Origin of the sequence: Candidatus Venteria ishoeyi (assembly GCF_030378065.1) — a bacterium.
GTDB lineage: Bacteria > Pseudomonadota > Gammaproteobacteria > Beggiatoales > Beggiatoaceae > Venteria > Venteria ishoeyi.
Genome location: NZ_JAUCGJ010000007.1, coordinates 64,664 through 86,356 on the forward strand (window position 1 = coordinate 64,664; position 21,693 = coordinate 86,356).

General features: G+C 45.8%; 11 protein-coding genes. 7 read left to right on the forward strand and 4 right to left on the reverse strand.

What is annotated here, in order from left to right; all coding sequences use genetic code 11:
* Positions 1–40: 40 nt before the first annotated feature.
* On the reverse strand, positions 41–943 hold the full coding sequence (locus QUF61_RS03660) for a phosphate/phosphite/phosphonate ABC transporter substrate-binding protein (RefSeq protein WP_103922361.1): 903 nt from the start codon (positions 941–943) through the stop codon (positions 41–43).
* 12 nt (positions 944–955) lie between these two features.
* A complete protein-coding gene (locus QUF61_RS03665) occupies positions 956–2,332 on the reverse strand; it encodes an OprO/OprP family phosphate-selective porin (protein ID WP_289680499.1) in 1,377 nt (458 codons plus the stop codon).
* 330 nt (positions 2,333–2,662) lie between these two features.
* Between QUF61_RS03665 and QUF61_RS03670 the strand changes: the two genes are divergently transcribed.
* The 5 genes from QUF61_RS03670 to QUF61_RS03690 all read left to right on the forward strand — a co-directional run bounded on the left by QUF61_RS03670 (position 2,663) and on the right by QUF61_RS03690 (position 14,595).
* The gene (locus tag QUF61_RS03670) at positions 2,663–5,128 is read left to right on the forward strand and encodes a glycogen/starch/alpha-glucan phosphorylase (RefSeq protein ID WP_289680501.1); all 2,466 of its coding nucleotides are present in this window, start codon (positions 2,663–2,665) and stop codon (positions 5,126–5,128) included.
* 258 nt (positions 5,129–5,386) lie between these two features.
* Positions 5,387–7,720, forward strand: coding sequence for a FecR domain-containing protein (locus tag QUF61_RS03675; RefSeq protein WP_103922358.1), 2,334 nt, complete (start codon positions 5,387–5,389; stop codon positions 7,718–7,720).
* A gap of 228 nt (positions 7,721–7,948) precedes the next feature.
* A complete protein-coding gene (locus QUF61_RS03680; RefSeq protein WP_289680503.1) occupies positions 7,949–11,071 on the forward strand; it encodes an NHL repeat-containing protein in 3,123 nt (1,040 codons plus the stop codon).
* A gap of 87 nt (positions 11,072–11,158) precedes the next feature.
* Entirely contained in the window at positions 11,159–12,085 is a 927-nt protein-coding gene (locus QUF61_RS03685) for an aspartoacylase (protein ID WP_289680504.1), read from the forward strand.
* A 35-nt stretch (positions 12,086–12,120) separates the two neighbouring features.
* On the forward strand, positions 12,121–14,595 hold the full coding sequence (locus tag QUF61_RS03690; protein ID WP_289680506.1) for a DNA internalization-related competence protein ComEC/Rec2: 2,475 nt from the start codon (positions 12,121–12,123) through the stop codon (positions 14,593–14,595).
* 375 nt (positions 14,596–14,970) lie between these two features.
* On the opposite strand, the gene QUF61_RS03695 is transcribed toward QUF61_RS03690, so the two are convergent.
* Entirely contained in the window at positions 14,971–15,123 is a 153-nt protein-coding gene (locus QUF61_RS03695; RefSeq protein ID WP_289680508.1) for a hypothetical protein, read from the reverse strand.
* 116 nt (positions 15,124–15,239) lie between these two features.
* Here QUF61_RS03695 and QUF61_RS03700 point away from each other — a divergent pair, with 116 nt between their 5' ends.
* Both QUF61_RS03700 and QUF61_RS03705 read left to right on the forward strand, forming a co-directional pair.
* Positions 15,240–15,692, forward strand: coding sequence for a PilZ domain-containing protein (locus tag QUF61_RS03700; protein ID WP_289680511.1), 453 nt, complete (start codon positions 15,240–15,242; stop codon positions 15,690–15,692).
* 129 nt (positions 15,693–15,821) lie between these two features.
* Positions 15,822–20,069 (forward strand): two-partner secretion domain-containing protein, encoded by a 4,248-nt coding sequence (locus tag QUF61_RS03705; protein WP_289680512.1) that lies wholly within the window; start codon positions 15,822–15,824, stop codon positions 20,067–20,069.
* A 65-nt stretch (positions 20,070–20,134) separates the two neighbouring features.
* Here the strand turns inward: QUF61_RS03705 and QUF61_RS03710 are convergent, their stop codons facing one another.
* Positions 20,135–21,277, reverse strand: coding sequence for an ATP-binding response regulator (locus QUF61_RS03710; RefSeq protein ID WP_177428683.1), 1,143 nt, complete (start codon positions 21,275–21,277; stop codon positions 20,135–20,137).
* Positions 21,278–21,693: the final 416 nt, after the last annotated feature.

A 21,693-nucleotide genomic window follows, 5' to 3' on the forward strand; every position in this document is an offset into this window, starting at 1 on the left:
AACAAAGTGATTTTTTTATGATTCAGCATAATGCCTATCATTAATTGAGACTGTCCTGAACTTGTTGCAGCACATTTCGCGCATTATCGAGTTTCATCAGGATATCAGGTGTCAGTTCATCAAACTTTGTTGTTTTTTGATAAGCGCGTAACGCTGCGCTCGCATCAGGATCGTTGTGTGCATTTAACAAAACTTCCTTTAATCGCTGCACGATGACTGCATCCAAATCCTTGCGTACCAACTCAATTGCACGGGGGTAGGGTTTGGTTTGATAAATAATCTGCATATCCTTGCGAAACAAACCGGGATTATGATCTTCCTTTTCCCAATCCAGGTTATTATAAGCCCCTGCATTAACCAGCCCCTTATGTACCCAGGTTGAGGTGTTGATTTCCTGACGCGAGAATACATAACCCACCCTATCTTTCGGTGCCTGCTCTCGTGGTGAACCCAATTCCAGCAGTTCCAGATTAGTTTGTAGTAAGGCCATAGCCGGTAAGAAAAATGCCGTGCTTGACCCCGGATCTTCAAAGGCAATAACTTTGCCTTTTAATTGTGCCAGCGTGTTAATACCGCTGTCTTTGCGAGTAAAAAAAACCGTGTGGTATTCTGGCACACCTTTTTTCCATTTACGCAAAATAAATTGGGCTTTGGCTTTTTTTTGAAAAATTAAAGCATTAAAAATCGTTTCAGTCACCCAATCGACCTTACCGCTGCGTAAATAGCCAATCATTTGTTTATTATTGCGCGCCATCAATACCTTTGCGCGTTTTATGCCCAAGTCCCCCATTTTTGAGACCGCATAATCCGCCATTGGTTTTAAATAACGGTAATGTTTTTTGGGGTTGCTGCTAACCTTGCCAATCACCAGAACATCCTGCGCGGCCTGGACATTCAATGCCAGCGCACAAAATAAAAGACATAACAATAAGCGAAAACGCATGACTTTCCCCTTTTAGAAATCCACCTGCATACGCATTTGCATGACACTGGGATCATCATTGCCAGTGACATCACCATCTGCATCGGCATATTGATCATTATCCACCCGAATATAATTAGCCATGAGCCGGAAACGTTTATTAATGTACCAGTTCAGACCCAGCGTCCAGTTTTTCCCCAGTCCCCCATTAATATCAGTATCATTCAAATTCAGTTCACTGTAGCGTAATGCCAACTCCCAGGCACCCTTACGACTGCGCGGTTTCACCCGAGCAAATACGCCTTTTTTGAATTTATAAGCACGGGACTCACCAGTAATAAACCAACTGCCATAGACATACCAGCCATCAAAACTGTAATTCTGTTTATCTTGCAAACGCTTCACCCGCATTTGCATATATTCACTCTGGAGCGAGAATGGCCCCCATATCCCCGCCATTTCCAGGCCCGCTAACAGGGTGTTATCCACCTGTTTAATCGAACCCGTATCAAGGAATTTAACATCGGTGATATGGGATTCAGGACGTACATTATATTTTACTTTTTGCTCATCATCCGGTACGCGGTAGGCCAGCGCAGTACCAAAATGCAGGGCTTTGCGATCTGCCTGATAGGGCGCAAAAGTCAAGCGTCCGCTGAGACCCCAGCCTTCATCCCCTTCGTCATCCGCATCATCGTCAAATGATTCACCAAATATACCACCTGCAAGCGTCCAGTTTTTGCCCAATGTTTTAGCACCGATACCGATATGTCGGCCCGCTACAAATTCATTGGGCAATGCCCTTTCCATAAATGTGCTGTAGCGGGAACTGGTGAGTTCCTCCAAACTGAAAGGCTCTTTAAATTGCCCTACTTTCAGTTGCACGGGCCAGAAACCGTTATAGGCCATATAGGCATCTTTCACATCCGCATTGCCATCTGAAAAATCTACACCCAGTTCATAGGCCCAGTCAGTAAACATCGTGCCTTCCAACTCAATACGTGCACGGCGCAGTTCAGTACCATTACCTAAATCAGCCTTATCCTGCTGGTAAAAGGCGCTGTCAACCATCAAACGCCCCCCTAACTCAAAACTGAATTCTCCATCATAACTGGCCACTTCCAGCCCACCTTCAGAGCTGATTAATAAGTCCTGATTTTCACCACCATCCCCGCCACTATCGCCAAAAATGTCATCTTTAGCCGTACTGGCTTGGCTGACAGGCTGTGCTGGCGTTTCTACGGGTTGCGCTACAGCTTGTTGCAATTTGTCATATTGCGCAGCAGTCAAAGTCCCATTATCCCGTAATACTTTAAGTAATTCGGCTAAACCATCACTTTCAGCAGCATCGACTAAAGGCAATGTACCCAATAACAAAGTGCTGCATAATCCAAGTGTATAAATTTTCATATGATAAAGTCCCTGAATTTTGACAAGTTAAAAAAGGGGGGGGCAGTAAAATATCTCCGTGTAAGGCATGTCACTTTAAAAAACTTTGTCTTGTGTAATAATTCTACCAAGTATTGAATACAAAAAAATAACCAAGTGTTTAATTAATATTTGGTGTTACTCAAAAGCTTCTTTTTCACAGGTTTTGAAGATCTGAAATGTGAAAAAACCACTTTTGTTCCATGTTGATTCCGGCTTATTGACAGTCTGTGCTAAAATAGGCGGTTTTGTATTAAAAAATTCTCTTTACTACCAGAGTTTTCCAATCATATAGAAGGAATCTTTTTCGCTATGTCAAAGCCGCTTTCTGCACCTGTTCCAGTTTCTACGCCTGTTACTGCCAAGGATCTGGATGCCTTATTACACTTTTATCTAAATTATGTTGCCGGTATTCGTCCTGCGCAAGCTTCAAAACATGATATTTGTAATGCGCTGTCATTGGCTATACGTAATCATCTGATCGATAATCAGTTTGTAACCGAGGATCGTTACCAGAAAGCAGACAGTAAGCGGATGTATTACCTGTCCATGGAATTTTTAATCGGGCGTTTGCTGGCAAGCAATTTACACAGCCTCGGATTAGAAAAACTGGCTCAGGAAGTGCTGCAAAAATACGGCGTGACTTTGCAAGACATTGAAGAAGCAGAACCTGACGCTGCGTTGGGTAATGGCGGCTTGGGTCGGTTAGCGGCCTGCTTCCTGGATTCCCTGGCCTCCCTGGATATGCCCGGATTTGGTTACGGTATTAACTATGAATATGGTTTATTCAAACAACATATTGATCATGGTTATCAGCGGGAAAGTCCTGATCATTGGCTGCATGAGGATGCACCCTGGCTGATAGAACGCAGCGAAGCAACTTGTAATGTGCCTTTATACGGACATATTGATCACAACCGTAAGTGTAATAATGGCTTTGGCCCCTGGGTGGACTGGCAGACAATCGTTGGCGTACCGTTTGATATTCCCGTGGTGGGGTATGGTGGGCGTACTGTCAATTATCTGCGTTTATATTCCGCACGCTCTTCCAATGAGTTTGATATTCAGATTTTTAATGGCGGCGATTACATCAAAGCGGTGGAAGAGAAAATTTATTCTGAAAAAATCACCAAAGTCTTATATCCGTCAGACTCCTGTTGGGGCGGTAAAGAACTACGCCTGATTCAGGAATACTTTCTGGTTTCCTGCGCGATTCGTGACATTCTTAACCGTCATCTGGAACAAAATAATAGCCTGGATAATCTGGCGGACAAAACAGCCATTCAATTAAATGACACTCACCCGTCTTTAAGCGTGGCAGAACTGATGCGCGTGTTAATGGATGAATATGGTTATGAGTGGAAAGATGCCTGGGAAACCACGCAAGCCTGTTGCGCTTATACCAACCATACCTTATTACCGGAAGCCCTGGAAAAATGGCCGGTCGCCTTATTACAGCATGTATTACCCCGCCATCTGGAATTGATTTATGAAATCAATCGCCGTTTCCTGATGGAAGTTGAGGCCTTTTGGCCCGGTGATGAAAACCGCCAACGCATTCTGTCTTTATTTGAAGAAAGTCATGAAAAACAAGTGCGTATGGCGCACTTGGCGATAGTTGGCAGTCATTCGGTTAATGGTGTTGCCGCTTTGCATTCAAAACTGGTGCAAACCCGTCTGGTACCGGACTTTTTTGCACTGTATCCTGAGCGTTTTAACAATAAAACCAATGGCGTTACGCCACGTCGCTGGATAGTGCAATCCAATCCCTCCTTAACTCATTTATTTAATGACACCATTGGCACGGATTGGGTATTGGATTTAAGCCAGTTGAAAAAACTGGAACAATACGCCGATGATGCCGCTTTTCAGCGAGCCTTTGCCCAGGCCAAACTGGATAATAAAGAACGCCTGGCACAAGTGGTGCGCGAGCAATCCGGCATTATGTTAAACCCCGCATCCATGTTTGATGTGCAGGTCAAGCGGATTCATGAATATAAACGCCAGTTACTGAACATCTTACGGGTGATTCATGAATATCTGCGTATTGTAGAAGATGGCAAAACCCCAGAAGTTGCCAAAACCTGTATTTTTGCCGGTAAAGCCGCACCGGGTTATGTTATGGCAAAACTGATCATTAAATTGATCAACAGCGTTGCCGAGGTGGTAAATCACGATCCTGTCGTTGGCGGCATGTTAAAAGTGGCCTTTATTCCTGATTATAAAGTCTCTCTGGCGGAAAAAATCATTCCTGCCGCCAATCTCAGCGAGCAGATTTCAACGGCGGGTACGGAAGCTTCCGGTACTGGCAACATGAAATTCTCCATGAATGGCGCTTTAACGGTGGGTACGCTAGATGGTGCCAATGTTGAAATTCTGGAAGAAGTGGGCCAGGAAAATATTTATATTTTTGGCCTGAGCACTGAAGAAGTGGAACAAATGCGCCTGCAAAACAGCTATATATCTAAAGAATATTATCAAAGTAGCCCGGCAATTAAACGCATATTGGACAGCCTGGTAGATAATCGCTTCTGCCGTGGTGAACCCGGTATTTTCAACCCAATTTTTGATATGTTGTTAGATGGCGGTGATTACTTTTATCATCTGGCCGATCTGGAATCCTATATTGCAATTCATCAACAGATTGATGAAGAGTTCATGCAAGAAGATTTATGGACACGTAAAGCGATTCTGAATACGGCAAGAATGGGGAAATTCTCCAGTGATCGCACAATTTTGGAATATGCGCGGGATATCTGGGGGATTCAATCGGCTTAACCGATCTGAATTCGGAGCAAGCTTTTTTCAGCACTTATGGCGCTGAAAAAAAGCTTCCTCCTCACGCTAAGTTATTGATAATCTGTGCCGAGTTTGATTATTGTTCTTAAAAAAGCTTATAGGGTATTTGTTATTGTTATATGACACCTGTTATTTTTATGTAACATCTATTAGTAAATGACTAAAATTCAATATACAATCGCTGGTTAAAATAATAAAAATACCCATAAGTACTCTGTAAAAACTGAGAAACCAGGCATGAATAAACCCATATTGTTATTGTTTAGCCTCTTGTTCAGTGCCACCTTACAAGCGGCATCACCCTCAAAGACGCTATCTGTCACCTTTACCGGTAAAGAAACCATTCGCCAGTTAGCGCAAAAACATCTGCATAACCCTGATCTCTGGGCGGATATTCTACATGCCAATCAATTGCAGGCAGTTCATGAATTAAAGCCGGGTACCGCCTTAAAAATACCGGTTTCTTTAATTTTAAACGTGGATAAAGGTTTTAAGCAATCTCAGAAAACCATTCATCAGGCAGCCGCACTGGGCGCTAAAATTTTAGCTAAAAAAGCCTTTAATTGCGCCATTGATCAACAAAATCTGGCAGTAGACGCGCGCCAGGCCGGACTTTGGCAAAAATCCTTAAATCATATCAATGCAGCAGATAAAGAAGCAAAACAAGCCTTATCAGAAACCCAGAAAAAGCGTAATGAGCCAGTACAGGCGGTTTTGGAAAGCTTGGATGGCGATGTCCAACAACGTAAAATCAATACTTTTTATTGGAAAAAAGCCATCCCCAAACAGGTACTGGATGAACAGGAAAAGTTGCGCACACTTAATGCCTCCCATGCCTTAATTCGGTTCCGCGATGACAGCAAACTGCACTTATCTGAAAATACCCAGATTGTGATACAGAAAATGCGTCAAGATCGCCTAAGCAAGCAAGATAATACTGGCGTGTTACTGAATAAAGGGGATTTACATGCCTTATTGGGCGGCACACCAAACCATAAGCAATTTAATCTTGAGGTTAAAGGCGTTAGGACAGAGATTAAATCAAAAGATTTCTGGATAGATAAACGTGGAAAAACTGCGCGTTTTGCCAATTATGAGGGCGAAATTGCACTATCTTCCGGTGGTCACACGGTCAGGTTAAAAAGTAATCAGGGCGCAGTGGTTAAAGAAAACCAACAACCTTCTGCAATCAAAGAACTATTACCAGCCCCCTTATTAAGTGAACCTGCAAATTACGCAACCTTATATGCCAGCAAACGCAGCAAGCAAGGTTTATCATTTAGCTGGAAAGAACAGCCTGAAGCACGGAATTATTGGTTGGAAATTGCCAAAGATCAGGGCTTTGAACATTTAATTCTGGATAAAAAAAACCTGCGTAGCACATATTTTATACTGCCTTTTCCCGATAATGGTTTATATTATTGGCGGGTTGCAAGCATTGATAGCGATAGTTTACCCAGCCCCAAAAGCAAGGTGCGCTTATTTAAAATGTTACACGATGAGCAGCCGCCTTATCTGGTTATCCAGCAACCGGCAGATAAAGTCATTGTGCGCCAGGATAGCATTACCGTATCCGGGAAAACCGAACAACAAGTCGAACTGCGCTTTAATAACAAGTTGTTAGCATATGCAGAAGATGGTCAGTTTCAATTGCAATTAGCACTACAAGAAGGTGATAACCAGATTACTTTAACCGCGATTGATCCGGCGGGTAATCAAACTGAATTGTCGCGCTCAATTTCTTATTTACCCGATCAAAAACAAGCGATTCAATACGATTCACAATTAACGCACCGGCCCGATACAGACGTGGTACATTTGCTGACCAACCGCGATTTATTTACGCTGCGCGGACACACTGCACCAAATCTCAAAATTGAGCTAAAAACAGAACAAGGGAAAAACTTTAAAACAATCAGTGATAAACAAGGTGCTTTCCAACTGAATTTACCCCTGCAAGAAGGTGTACAGGCATTTACAGTTTATCTTACCCAGAACAGTGGTTTTCAAAACCAAAAGCGTTTATTGATTGAACGTGATCAGCAACCACCTGAAATCACTTTACAGCCCTTGCCAAGCAGCACGCGCCAAGCACAGCTATTAATCGAAGGTGAGGTTCAGGATGCAACGCAACTGCATATCAATGCTAAAGCCGTGGTTTTACAGACCGGGCGATTCAAGCATACACTACATTTGCAACAAGGCAATAATGCATTGCAATTAACTGCCAAAGATCTGGCGGGTAATAGTCGGCTGTGGCAAAAAAATATTATACTGGATCAAAATCCACCACAATTATTAAAGCATCACTTTTCAAAAAAATACGTCAAAGGTGGTGATGTAGTGCAATTGCATGTACAGGTTAAAGATGACAGCGGCATGAAGTCAGGTGCGACTTATCAGGTGCGGGTGGGTAAACAATTATTATCGGGTTATGTACGTCTGTGTCCTGATAAAACCTGCTACCAGGGTAAGGTTGTCGTTCCACTACATAATCAGGGACGCATTAAACTGGAAAGCCTGCAACTGGAAGATTATCTGGGTAACCGGAAAAATTATCGCTTTAATTAAGAAATGGTCAGTAAATAACTAACCTGAATTCGGTGAAAATGGTTTTCAGTACTTTATCCTGCAAGTTTTAGAAAAATTTGCAGGTTTTTTTATGTCTGGAAGAAATATACTTCAGCTTTTTTTAATAATGATATTTTCCTGCCTGTGAAATCTCTTTATACTCTAAGCAACCTGAGTTATTGATAGATAGAATTCAGGTTAATTTGGAATTTCTACAGGCCACTTATCATGCAATTGTTTAAATATTTCTTATTCTGTCTTGCCTTTGTTTCAGGCTCCAGCCTGGCAACGCAACTGGATTACCAGATTCGCACCTGGGCAGGCGATGGCAACGCTGCTTTTGCCGGTGAACAGGAAGCGGCAGTTTACGCCAGTCTCAACATGCCAACCGGGATTGCTGCCAGCGTAGATGGCAGCGTGTATATCGCAGATCGTTCTAACCACCGGGTGCGTAAAATTTCCCCGCAAGGCATTATCAGCACCTTCGCTGGTACCGGGCGTCCGGGTTTTTCTGGTGATGGCGGGGATGCCCGACAAGCGCAATTAAAAACCCCCGGTGGTATTGCGGTGGATGATAATGGTACGCTGTATATTGCCGATACAGGTAATCATGTGATTCGTAAAATTACGCCACAAGGCATGATTGACACGGTTGCCGGTAGCGGCAAGGCGGGAGAGCGCGGCGATAAAGGCGCGGCAAGCCGCGCACAACTGCGCTCGCCGGAAGATGTGGCAGTGGACGGACAAGGTAATCTCTACATTGCTGACCGGGGCAATCACCGCATACGCAAAGTCAATAATGCAGGCATTATCACTTCTCTGGCAGGCACGACGGCAGGTTTTTCCGGTGATGGCGATAATGCACAGGCTGCGCGTTTAAAATATCCCTGGGGCCTTGCCGTTGATACGCAGGGTTTTGTCTATGTCGCTGATGCGGGTAATCACCGGATTCGCCGTATCAGCCCTGAGGGTATGATTGAAACCATTGCCGGCAGCAGCGCGGGTTATGAGGGCGATGGTTTACCCGCAACCCAGGCCAAATTGAATCATCCGCAGGGTGTGAGCATTGATTTACAGGGCAATGTATTTATTGCCGACTCTTACAATCAGCGGATTCGCCAGATTAACCATGATGGACGGATTTTCACCATTGCCGGTAGCAGCTTTACCGGCCTGAGCAATGGCACTTTTAGCGGGGATAATGAACTGGCAACCCGTGCGCGCCTGTTTTATCCGCAGGATATCAGCGTGGATGCCAGCGGCACCTTATATATCGCTGATGCCAATAACCACCGCGTGCGTCAACTCAAGCCCAATCTCAAAACCTATCCACGTATGCAAACCATTGCGGGTAGTGGTCGCACGGGTAGCAAAGGCGGCGGTTTTAGCGGTGACAATGCCCCTGCTGCCCAGGCGCGTTTCAAAGTGCCTTCTCATCTGGTCTTTGATCGCCAGGGTAATCTATATATCACTGATGCCAGCAATCACCGGATTCGCAAAATCACCCCGGCAGGCGTGGTCAGCACGGTGGTGGGTAATGGTCAGGCCGGTGCGCTGGATGGTGATCCCTTACAAGCCAGTTTGAATCAACCCACAGGTTTAGCCATAGATGACAAAGGCAACTTATATATTGGCGATACCGGCAATCATAAAATTCGTAAACTCGATGTAGATGGGGAATTAAGCACCCTGGCAGGCACTGGGAAACGCGGCAATAAAGGTGATGACAGGGCCGCCATTCAAGCACGTTTAAATCAACCGCGAGGGCTGCATGTGGCGCTGGATGGGACGGTGTATTTTGCCGACAGCGGTAATCACCAGATTCGCATGATAACACCAGAAGGTATTTTACGACGGGTTGCCGGTACCGGGCGTACTGGTTTTCGCGGTGATGGCGGCAACGCGCGTGCGGCGTGGCTGAATCAACCCAGCGATGTGATCAGTGATGAGCAAGGCAATTTGTATATTGCGGATCGTAAAAATCAACGGGTGCGTACCGTAGATGGGCAAGGGCGCATTTATACGCTGGCGGGTAGTGGGCGCAAAGGGCCGACAGATGATGGTTTGCCTGCCAGCAAAACCCGCCTGCTGGAACCCTGGGGTCTAATTCTGGATGCCGAGGGGGCTTTGTATATTGCTGAATATAAGGCGGATCGGGTGCGTAAACTGGGTTTGGGTGGTGATTTAGCCACTGTTGCCGGTGCTGGCGCGCCTGGATTTGGTGGTGATGGCGGTACCGCCACTGCCGCACAATTACAAGGGCCGCGTGGCATGGCTTTTGGCCCGGATGGGCATTTATATATTGCCGACAGCTATAATCACCGGATTCGTCAGGTCAATCTGGATGTTAAACCCACGCAAGTTGTGACGATCCCCCCACAAGAACCGCCTGCGCCTGAAGCAGATACTAAAGAAACGGAAACCAGCGAAAATACGGAAGTCTCTACTGAGCTGACAGACAATAAAGACGAAGCTGCTACCGGGACAACAGAAACCACTGACTCACTGCTACCCACCATGCCCGGTAAAATTCACTGCACAGGACTTCAGCGCCCTGACAGTTTGAATCTCTTAACTGAGTTTGAAAACCAATCCGTATTAAAACAAATCCATGCCCTGCCTGCGTTTTCCAGTGGAAGCTTAACGCTACGACAAACGCCGGAATATGGTTATCTCTTATTAGAGCAAGGCGTGTTACGTTTAAGCGTACAGCCACTGAGCATCACAAAACGCGAGGCTGATGATGGTCTCAACCCCGGTTTATTAATCAATGCACAACAGGAAACCCGGATTGTGCTGGACAAGCTGGTGATTGATGCCCAGCCTGCAATGCAGGGATTATGCAAGCTGCAAGCCGCATTTGCCAGTCTCGCCCTGCCCAAATTAAGCGTAGACCCGCAGGGACAAATACAAGTGCGCCCAGCCATTGCCGGTGCCGACTGGTTCAGCCTGCGCCCCGACTGGATTGCAACGGCAATCGAACAGGTCGCGGTGCAACCGGGCTTATTATTTAGCCACACCCTGCTGGAAAACGGCTACCCCACGTTTTCTTTTGTTTTTATTGACCCCGAAGGGCAAAAGCGCCAGCAGTTTTTCCATCCCGCCCCAGCAGATGCCGCCGCCTTGCAACAAGCGGTTAAAAACCTCAGCTTTGAAGCCTTTGGCCCCATGCGTTTTGAATGGCAGAATAAAAGCTATCAGGGCTTTTTGCATTATCAGGTGCGTGTGGGCAAGAAAACCCATGATGCTAAATTACAGGTGCGTGACATGCCGGATCTTAATGGTGATGGAAAAAAAGATTTTATGCTGGTATATCCTGAGGGTTCGCAACAGTGGTTGTTTGCACAATAGGTATTCCCTGGTTACCACGCTCTGCTTGGTAACGCCTGCCTTCGTTGGGAATGCGTACCTTACAGACTTCAACTTTACAGGAATATCATGAAAATAAAAAATATCGCTATTGTTGGCGGCACTCATGGAAATGAATATACAGGCGTTTATTTAATCAGAGAACTAAATAAAGCACAGTTTCAAAAAAAATGGGAAGGACTGAATATTGAGCTTCTGATAGGAAATCCTAAAGCATACGAAAAATGCGTCAGGTTTATCGATCATGATCTTAATCGCTCATTTACCAAAAAGAACCTCGCTGATTTTAGCTTATCAGGATATGAAGCCAATAGGGCTAAAGCTATTTGCCAAAAATTGGGGGGGAAAGATGATCCGAAAATGGATTTCATTATTGATATGCATACCACAACAAGTAATATGGGTGTATCAATTATCATTTCAGATAATAATGATTATAATTTTAAGTTGGCTGCATACATAAAAACCAAAATTCCTGAGTGCAAAATTCCTGAGTGCAATATTTATTACATGCCTGCTGCATCTTATGCTGATGATAATGAGCATTCATTCTTGATTTCAATGGCAGCATTCGGTTTTGCGATAGAAGTTGGTCCAATTGCAAATGGCATTATCAGACATGATATTAATAAAAAAACAAAAAAGGTTATTCATGCCACACTTGATTTTATAAACCAAACAAATGCAGGTATTAATCCTGTTATAAATGATACTGTAGAAGTTTTTAAGCACAGAAAAACAGTGGCATTCCCCAAAAATAAAGATAGTGATATTAGTGCAATTATTCATGAAAACCTTCAAGATAATGATTATAAGCCATTGAAAAAAGGTGATTCTATTTTCTCTACTATGGAAGGGGAATGCATTGCTTATGATGAGGATGAAGAACTTTATCCGGTTTTTATTAATGAAGCGGCCTATTATTATAAAAATATCGCCTTTTCATTGACAGAAAAAATAATGGTAAATACAAAAAACGGTTTAACTGAGAAATGAAGCTTTTGCATAACGCCAGTTAATGGTATACAACGATGCAAAAAATGCTGCTGGCTTTTATTTTTGGCGTTATCAGCTGCCAGACATTGCCTTTTTTACCGCCACAGCCTGCCGTTTATTTGCTGCTTTGTTTACTGATTTTGCTGGGCTTGCGCTTATATCCGTTCAAAATCAAAAAACCATCCATTTCACTGCAAGTCTTTTTCATATTTGGCATCGGCCTGTTCTGGGCGGCCTGGATTGGCGAATCCAGGCTCAGCCAGCAGTTAATCCCGGTGCTGGAAAAAAAACAAGTCACGGCTACGGGTTATATTGTTGGCTTACCGAAATTTTATGCTGTGCAAGCGGATGACTCAAAAACCTCATCAACGCAGTTTGTAAAATATAAAAAAAACCGTCAACAAAAAGATCGCCTGCGTTTCGATTTTCAAATTACCCAATTATCTTATCAGGGCAAATCCTATGCTTCTCCGGGACGGGTGCGCCTGAGTTGGTATGAAAAAAATGGGCAGCCGCTACCGGCACTGCGCCCCAATCAATATTGGCAACTACAGCTTAGCTTAAAGCAAGCGCATGGTTACGCCAATCCCGGCAGTCATAACGCGGAAGACAGTTTATTCCGACAAGGCATTCGCGCCACCGGTTATGTGCGCCAGCCACAGACGGCTAAAAAACTTAATCAGCTTAAAACCGGTTTCATGCCCTGGGTTCAACAACAACGTTTTGCCTTGTTCCAACACTTACAAACGCTGTTACAAAATCAGGCTGGCAGTGGCCTGTTAATCGCTTTAAGCCTGGGCATTAAACACAATATCTCACCGCAGGATCGGCAAACCCTGCAACACACCGGCACCATACACCTGCTGGCCATTTCCGGCCTGCATATTGGCTTGATTGCTTTCTGGGGCGTTTTTCTGGGACACTTCTTCTGGCTTCTGAGCAGTTCCCGTAATTTTCTACGTATTCCCACCCAACGCTTCTCACTCTGGCTGGGTTTTTTATTGGCTTTGATTTATGCGCTGCTGGCAGGATTTGCGATTCCAACGCAACGCGCATTGTTTATGCTGGGTATCTTGTTTGTCGGTTTTTGGTTTTTACGCGCCTACAGCCTGCGTCAGGTTTTGTTGATTGCAGCCAGCCTGATTGTTTTATTCGATCCCCTGGCGGTATTAAGTCCGGGCTTCTGGCTCTCTTTTGCGGCGGTGAGTATCATATTGTTTGGACTTTCAGGCCGTTTACAACTTTCTAAACCCTGGCTGCGTATCCATTGGGTGATTTTTATTGGCTTGACGCCGCTGTTGCTGTTTCATTTCGGACAGGTGCCCTGGACTTCTGCGCTGGCGAATCTGTTTGCCGTTCCTGCCATTAGTTTGATTGTACCGCTGGCCTTATGCAGTCTGCTGTTTTCCTGGCTTCTTCCCGCGCTTGGGCATCCTCTGCTTGAATTGACAAGCTGGCTGTTACAAACCTTAATGGATATTTTAAGTGAGATTGCCGGTTATGACTGGGCGGTATCCCACTGGGCGCAACCTTCTATCTGGCTGTTATTACCGGCTCTGTTCGCCGCTTTTCTATTATTATTGCCACGCGGTTTCCCCGCGCGCTGGACGGGTTTATTCTGGCTGCTGTTATTATCGCCTATGGCAGGCTCTAATCGTCCCGCGCCGGGAGAATTGTGGCTGACCATGCTGGATGTCGGGCAGGGTCTGGCAATGGTGGTGCAAACCCACAAGCATGTACTGATTTATGACACCGGCAACCGCTTTTCTCACAGCAGCATGGGGGAGCGCGTGGTTTTACCTTTTCTGCGCCAGAATAAATTGCAAAATATCGATATATTGCTTGTCAGTCATGCCGATCAGGATCATAGCGGTGGCGCGGAAGAAATTTTACAGGCCATGCCTGTACAAAAGATATTAACCAGCGCCCCGGCATTCTTCAAAACCCAACAACACATTGTACAATCCTGCCAGCAAGGACAAGGCTGGGTATGGGATGGTGTTGAATTTGAGCTATTGCATCCCGATGCCCAAAGTACCTCCAGCCTACTGCGTAAAGGCAATGATCGCAGTTGTGTCCTGCGCATTCAAAATGGTGACAGCGTGATATTGCTGACGGGGGATATTGAAAAAACCGCAGAAGCCTGGTTATCCATGCAAAACCTGGAAAAGCTGCATGCCACAGTGCTACAAGTGCCACATCATGGCAGCCACACTTCTTCCACGCCTGATTTTATCCGGGCAGTGCAAGCACAGTATGCACTGTTCGCCACAGGCTATCACAATCGTTTTCACCTGCCCAAAGCAGATATTATGCAAGCTTATCAGCAACACGGTGCTAAACTACTCAATACTGCGCATACCGGCGCAATTTTAATAAAATTGAATGCCAGCGGCATCAAATCAGTACAACCCTGGCGTTTACAACACCAACGTTATTGGCATTGGTCCGATAATAATTGCTGCAACTCAGGAATGCAGGAACCGCAATTAGGAGTGAGGATGAAATAAATGCAGAAACTGGGCGCAGGATTTTTATTCATTTTCAAGGCGTGAAAACAGGCGCATAGCAAGCTATGTAACTGCCTAAGTCCAAATAGGCACAACGCAGAAAATGGAGGAAAAGACCAGCCAAGTTGCTGAAGTTATAAAATTCTCACTCCTTAGTGCCTGCCTGCAATTGTTCACCAATTTACTCTACACTGAGCAGTCCCTGTTTCTGAATAGCCTCACGTAAGGTATTTAAGCCCACATTTTAAACGCAAGGGCTAGCAGGCAGACGTAGTGTCATAGCAATAAACCGGGCTTTGCTATCCAGGGTATAAAACCTGCCGTCAGCAAAAAAACATGCTTTGCCTTCTGGTTTTTCCTGGATGTGAGTTGTTGTTAGTCCTGTACGCTTAAATCTGCATAAGCAGCAAGATTAAAATTATGTTGCCCCTGGTTTTCAAAAGTCGAGAGTTGCGCATGTTCTTTAAATATATCCAGCGGCTGTTGATAAGAGAAAGCCTTGCCAAAGCCTATATCGAAGTTTGACAACCATTCATCGGCATTAAGATTGCCGTTGCAGAGAAATAGACTAATTTGAAAAACATGAAGCGCAATGATTAGAAATCGAGTATATTTGCGCCTGCTTAAATTTCAGGATGATGCTCATGCAGGAACATAGAAAATTTTATCGCCATCCAACAGAAATTCCTGTGGAAATCAGCAAAGTTTCCGATGCTGAGGAAAATACTGTGCTGTATCCTTTTATCAAGGATGTCAGTGAAGGGGGACTGGCATTTATCTGTACTATCCCTTGGCCCGTTGGCTCAATAATTAAAATCCGCCTGCCACTGATAAAACCACCTTTTGAAGCCATCGGCACGGTGGCCTGGTCGCGCAGACGCGGCTCCTATTATGATGTAGGTGTTGCATTTGATAATAAACATGATGTATTTCAAGGGCGCATGATAGAACAAATGTGTCAGATTGAAATCTATCGCCAGAAATTAGCCGGAGAAGGCAGGGACATCAGCACCGATGAAGCGGCAATGGAATGGATTAGTCGTTATGCCGCCAGTTTTGATAAAAAAGCGATACAAGCCAAGGCACAGGTATCTTAAGGAGGTGTCAGGCAAAAAATAACAACTGCCTAACATCCGTTAATCGCTACTATTTGTTACCAGTTGTCAGCCTGTTAAGATCATGCTTTAATAGCGATACCTGAATTCTTCTTAAAACAGGCACCTATCATGATTCGATTTGCTGGTGTTTTCCTCTGTTTTTATTGTCTGCCGCTGTATAGTCTGGCAGAAATCACCTTAGATGGCAGCTTAGGGAGCAAGGGGCCATTAACCGGCCCAGCTTATCAATTAGATGCCAGTCAAGGTCTCTTTGCTGGCAACAATCTGTTTCATAGCTTTGAACAGTTTAATCTAAATGCACAGGAAAGCCTTACCTTTACCGGGGATGCGCAAACCCAGAACCTGATTAACCGGGTAACGGGTGGTTTTTATTCGCTGATTGATGGTGAAATTAATACCAGTGCCATGCCGGATGCCAATTTTTATCTGATTAACCCGGCAGGTATTTTTTTAGGCGGTCATGCCCAATTTGACATTGGTGGCGGCTTGCATCTCAGCACTGCTGATTATCTCTCTTTTGCTGATGGTATTCAGTTTCCTGCCACCGCCACCACTCCCACTTCCAGTTTGAGTTTCAGCGCGCCCCAGGCATTTGGTTTTTTAACGGCTAAACCCGCAGGCATTCGGCTCAATGGCTTTGCCCTGCAACTCAATAACAGTCAGCCATTTTCACTCGTTGGCGGCAATATTCAGGCAAACTTTAACCCGGATACCGGTGCCAATTTGATTCAAGTACCCGCAGGTAGTGTGACTTTATTCAGTGCTCAGGGTATAGGCGAAGTCCCTATACACACGCCGCAACAACACCAGATTGCTGCCAATGGGCTGTTAAACCTGAGTGATACCAGCATCAGCACAGGTGGCGCGGGAGATAATGGCGGGGATATTCGCTTATTCAGCGGTGCGCTGGCCTTGAATCGCAGTACCCTGACCAGCAATGCGGTGTTAGGTCAAACCGGTTCAATTTTTATTCAGGCTTTGCAATCACTGGACATGCAGCAGGGGGAAATCAGCGTTAAATCTCGCAGTTCCGGGCAAAGTGGAAACATTGATATACGCAGTCCACATATCGAGATACATGGCGGACAAATCATTAACAGCACCCAGTTTCGCCCCGGTGGTAAGATTAATATTGAAGCCGCCACGTTACAGATTGATCAAGGCAGTTTTATCAATAGTCAGGCTGAATCCGCCACTGCGGGAGATATTCATTTGCAGGCGGCGCAGCAGATGTTGCTGAGCGGGGAAAACACCCTGTTATTGAATATGAGCAACAACGGAGACACCGGACAAATACAAGTGAATGCGCCACAACTGCATGTACAGGATGGTGCAACGCTGGTCACGCAAAGCATTAATGGTCAGGCGCGAGAAATTGGCCTGAATGCCAGTTATTTATCCTTAAACAGCGCAACCCTGGACAGTTTAACGCTGGGTGACGGGCAGGCGGGTAATATTGCCTTACATGCAGGCACATTGACAAGCCGCGCCAGCAGTATACGCAGTCGTGCCACAACAAGCGGGGATGCCGGGCATATCGGCATACAGGCAGGCAGTGCAGATTTCAGCGCAAGCCTGGTGGAAAGCCAAAGCCATACAGGATTGGCGGGTGGTTTAAACATTCAAGCCAGTCAGTTACACAGCCAAAGCAGCCAGTTCAGCAGTAATAGTTTCGCAGGGCAAAGCGGTACACTGAATATCTACGGTGGTGATATTAATGTGCAAAACAGCCGTTTGTATAGTAGTGGCATGACTGCCAGTGATACGGTGCAGGTACAGGCAAATACAGTATTAAACGCGAATAACAGCCTGTTTTCCAGTAATAGTGCAGAATTTGGCGGCCTGGTGCAATTACAGGCTCCTGTGCTTAATTTGCAAAACACTGCTGTCACCAGCCTGTCCCAGTCCGGCAGCGCCAGCGGGGTTAATTTACTGGCAAGTCAAGAAATTAACTTAAACCGGGCAACCATTGCGCTGGATTCCAAAACAACTGCAAACAGTCGCGCTGCCGTCACAGTGCGCAGCCCGGTACTGACATTTGAGCGGAGAGCGAGCCTGGATGTCAGTGGTGGCAGCTTAAACCTGGATGTGGATAGCCTGAATCTGAATAATGCTTATATCAGCGTGCGCAATCGTCCTGGTTTACACACCGATATTGTTTTGGAACATTTATATCTGGGGCCGGGTGGGCAAATTGGGCAAAGTAGCAAAGGGGGGCTGTTAGCAATTAACGCCACAGCTATTGAATTACAAGGTGGCAGCATTATTAATACCGGCCCGCAAGCAGACCTGCAAATTCAGGCACAAGATAGCGTGTTATTACGGGATAATGCACAGATTAACGGTCAAGGCACGGCGTTTTTATTACAAAGCCCGAAAATACACGTCAATGACAGCAATATTGCAGGGATTAGTGGCAGCCACAGTGACTGGCAAATTCTGACCGGGCAACTGATGCTGCAAAATGGCGGACATATCGGCCTGAAAAATGAGCATGGCACGCAAGGTGGCAATTTAGACATTCAGGCCAGTGACTGGATTCATATCACAGGCCGTAATGCCCTGGGGCGTCCTGCCAGTCTGGATAATCAGGCAGTTGGCGCAGGTGCGGCAGGTGTATTGTTGATTAAAACGCCGGAACTACGCTTGCAAGGCGGTAATATTGAAGCCGATAGCACCGGCGCTGGGGCGGGCGGGAAAATTCATATTCAAACCCAACAACTTGAGCTGAGCGCGGGTAGTGTGATTAACAGTAACAGCTTGGCGCAGGGCGCAGGTGGCGCGATTGTGATTGAAGCCAGTGAAGCGGTGCGTTTAAGTGGTTTAGCGGGATTTTCTTCGATTCAAGCCAATACCCGTCATGCACCCGGTGGCAGCATTGATATTCAAACCCCTGTATTACAGATGCAAAGTGATAGTGCATTGCTGGCAGAAAGCGTGGGGACGGGTGATGCCGGTTCCATTCAATTACAGGTTCAGGAACTGGCGCTGCAAAAATCAGCGCGTATCAGTGTCAGTACCGCTGGTAGTGGTTCTGGTGGTGATTTACAAATAGCAGCCAGCGAACAGGTGACGCTGCAAAGTAGTGAAGGCGGTTTATTACAACCGGCTATCCGCAATGATACTCACGCCAGCGGGCAGGGCGGCACCTTATCACTCAGCACTAAGCAACTTAATATGTCTGGCGGTGACATCAGTATTCTGAATTTTGGCAGTGGTAATGCCGGTCAGGTAAACATCACTGTTGAACAACTGGAAATGGCAGCAGGTGCCAGTATTAACGCCAGCAGCGCAGCCTCGGCGACAGGCGCGGGTGGTAATGTCAATGTTACCGTCAGTGATACGCTGAATATTCATGGACAACGCCCCAACCAACCACAGCCCAGCGCCATTGGAGCCAGCACGTTTGGTGAGGGCAGGGGCGGGCAACTTGTGATTAAAGCCGGTGACATTCACCTGAGCCAACGTGGTACTTTGCAAACGCTGGCGCAGGGTAATGGTGATGCCGGTTCGATTCAGATTCAGGCGGGTGATTTAAGCCTGTTAAGTGGTGCGGATATTGATGCCAGCAACGAAGGCCAGGGTGCAGGGCGTGGCGGCAATATCAGCATTCAACTCAGCGGTGATGCGCTGATTGAAGCCGAAGCAGTTGCCGGTGAATTTTTAGGCCAATCCTTTTTAGGCGGCATTTACAGTATTGCGGAAAATCGTGGACAGGGTGGTGACATCCATTTTTCCGCACAAAAACTGACAATGCAAAATGGTGGCACCATCGCTGCCGCCAGTCTGGGCAGTGGTAATGCAGGCTCCATTGAAATTAACTTAAGTGGATCACTGCTGATGGAAACTGCCAGTATTACCGCGCAGGCGCAACAAGCTGGTGGCGGTAATATCCACATTGAAACCCCGGCGCGTATCCAATTGCTCGACAGTCATATCACGGCACGCGCTGCGGGAGAGCTGCCGGAACATGCCGGGGGTAATGTTGCCATTATCAATAATGAATTTTTTATTATTAACCACAGTCAGATTTTAGCCAGCTCTGTCGGCGGCCCCGGTGGTAATATCCATATCGATTCGCGCCAGTTTCTGCCCTCAGGCGACAGCCGCGTGGATGCTTCTTCCGAGCGTAATATTGATGGTACGGTATTGATTAATTCCCCGGAAGTGGATTTAGGCAGTGCTTTACGCTTGCAGGCGGGTGGTTTTTTGCGTAATGACGATTTAATCCGGGAACAATGCAAAGTACAGATTGGTGCAGCAGAAGCTGTGGGCAGCCGCTTTATTGTCAGTGGCGCACAGTCTTATCCTTCAGCACCGGATGAATTACGGGGTTCTGTGCTGGGGGAGGAATGAGCTGGAATTGAGCCGTTGCAGTGCAACGGCTCTACAGGTTCTGCATGAGCTTGTTGTTTTTCCTGTTAACCTGCCTGCCCTTCCTCATAATCCACCACTTCCGGCAAGGTGAAGAAATAAGTATTGCCAATATAGCCATGGCTATCAACGCCCGCGTTGCCACCGTATTGCTCAACAATACGTTGAATAATCGACATACCCAAACCTTCTTCCGCATGTTCTATACTTTCCATCGCGCCAAACATGTGTTTGGCTTTTTCTTTGGAAGTCGCCGGGCCATTATCATTAAGCCAGCAGCGGACATAACCATTACCTGTCGATTCTGCGCCTAATTTCAGATAAGGCGGGCGTCCACCATTTTTTAAGCTATAGGTCAGCAGATTTTCCCAGACTTTTTCCAGCCAGGGCGCATAACCCCAAACTCTGGGCCATTCTTTCTGAATTTCAATTTTAGCACTGTATTTTCGTGACAGATATTCCAGGCGATCCTGTACCGGGGAGATGATTTCAGACATATTGAGTTCATCCATGGTACCACCCTGGGTACGCACCTCAGCCAGTAATAATAAATCATCAATAGTGGCAACCATGTCATAACGGGACTGCTCAATTTCATTAACAAATTGCAGCAGGGTTTCTTTTTTTTCCTTACGCAGATCATTGAGTAAAACCTTGGTTAAGCCGGAAAGCCGGATTAATGGTTTTTTCAAATCACGCGCCACCACCTTGGCATAGGCTTCCAAATCATGATTGCGTTGTTCCAATACATGATTATCCTGTTCGCGCAGGTCAATCTCCTGTTGTAACAGTTTTTTCATTTTACTCAAAGTCAAATGCGTGGTGATGCGCGCCAGCACTTCTTCCTGTTGCACAGGTTTGGTGATGTAATCCACCGCACCAATTTCAAAACCCTGCACCTTATCGACGGTATCTGTCAGTGCGGTCATGAATATAATCGGGATGTCTTTGGTGTCAGGATTGGCTTTCAGGCGGCGGCATACTTCAAAGCCATCCACCTTGGGCATCATGACATCAAGCAAAATCAAGTCTGGTTTGGCATACTCCAACTGCTCCAGTGCATCTTCACCATCTTGCGCCACCCGAATCTTAAATTCATGATCGCGCAGGTAGGTAAATAACATTTTTAAATTGTTCGGTACGTCATCAACAATTAATAAGGTGCCTTTTTCTATTTCACTGGTATCCATTGCGCTTTTATATTCCTTGATTTTATGAGATTTGGCACTGAAAAAACCAAATTTCGATATACTACAAGAGTATAACATCAGTGCATAATAGGACTCAATTTCAGATAAATAATTTGAATTCAGTGTAAGCTTCATTCAGCCCTAAAAATGCTGAAAGCCGCTTTCACCTCATGCCAGATGATTGATAGTCTGAATTCAGTGTAAGCTTCATTCAGCCCTAAAAATGCTGAAAGCCGCTTTCACCTCATGCCAGGTGATTGATAGTCTGAATTCAGTGTAAGCTTCATACAGCCCTAAAAATGCTGAAAGCCGCTTTCACCTCATGCCAGGTGATTGATAGTCTGAATTCAGTGTAAGCTTCATTCAGCCCTAAAAATGCTGAAAGCCGCTTTCACCTCATGCCAGGTGATTGATAG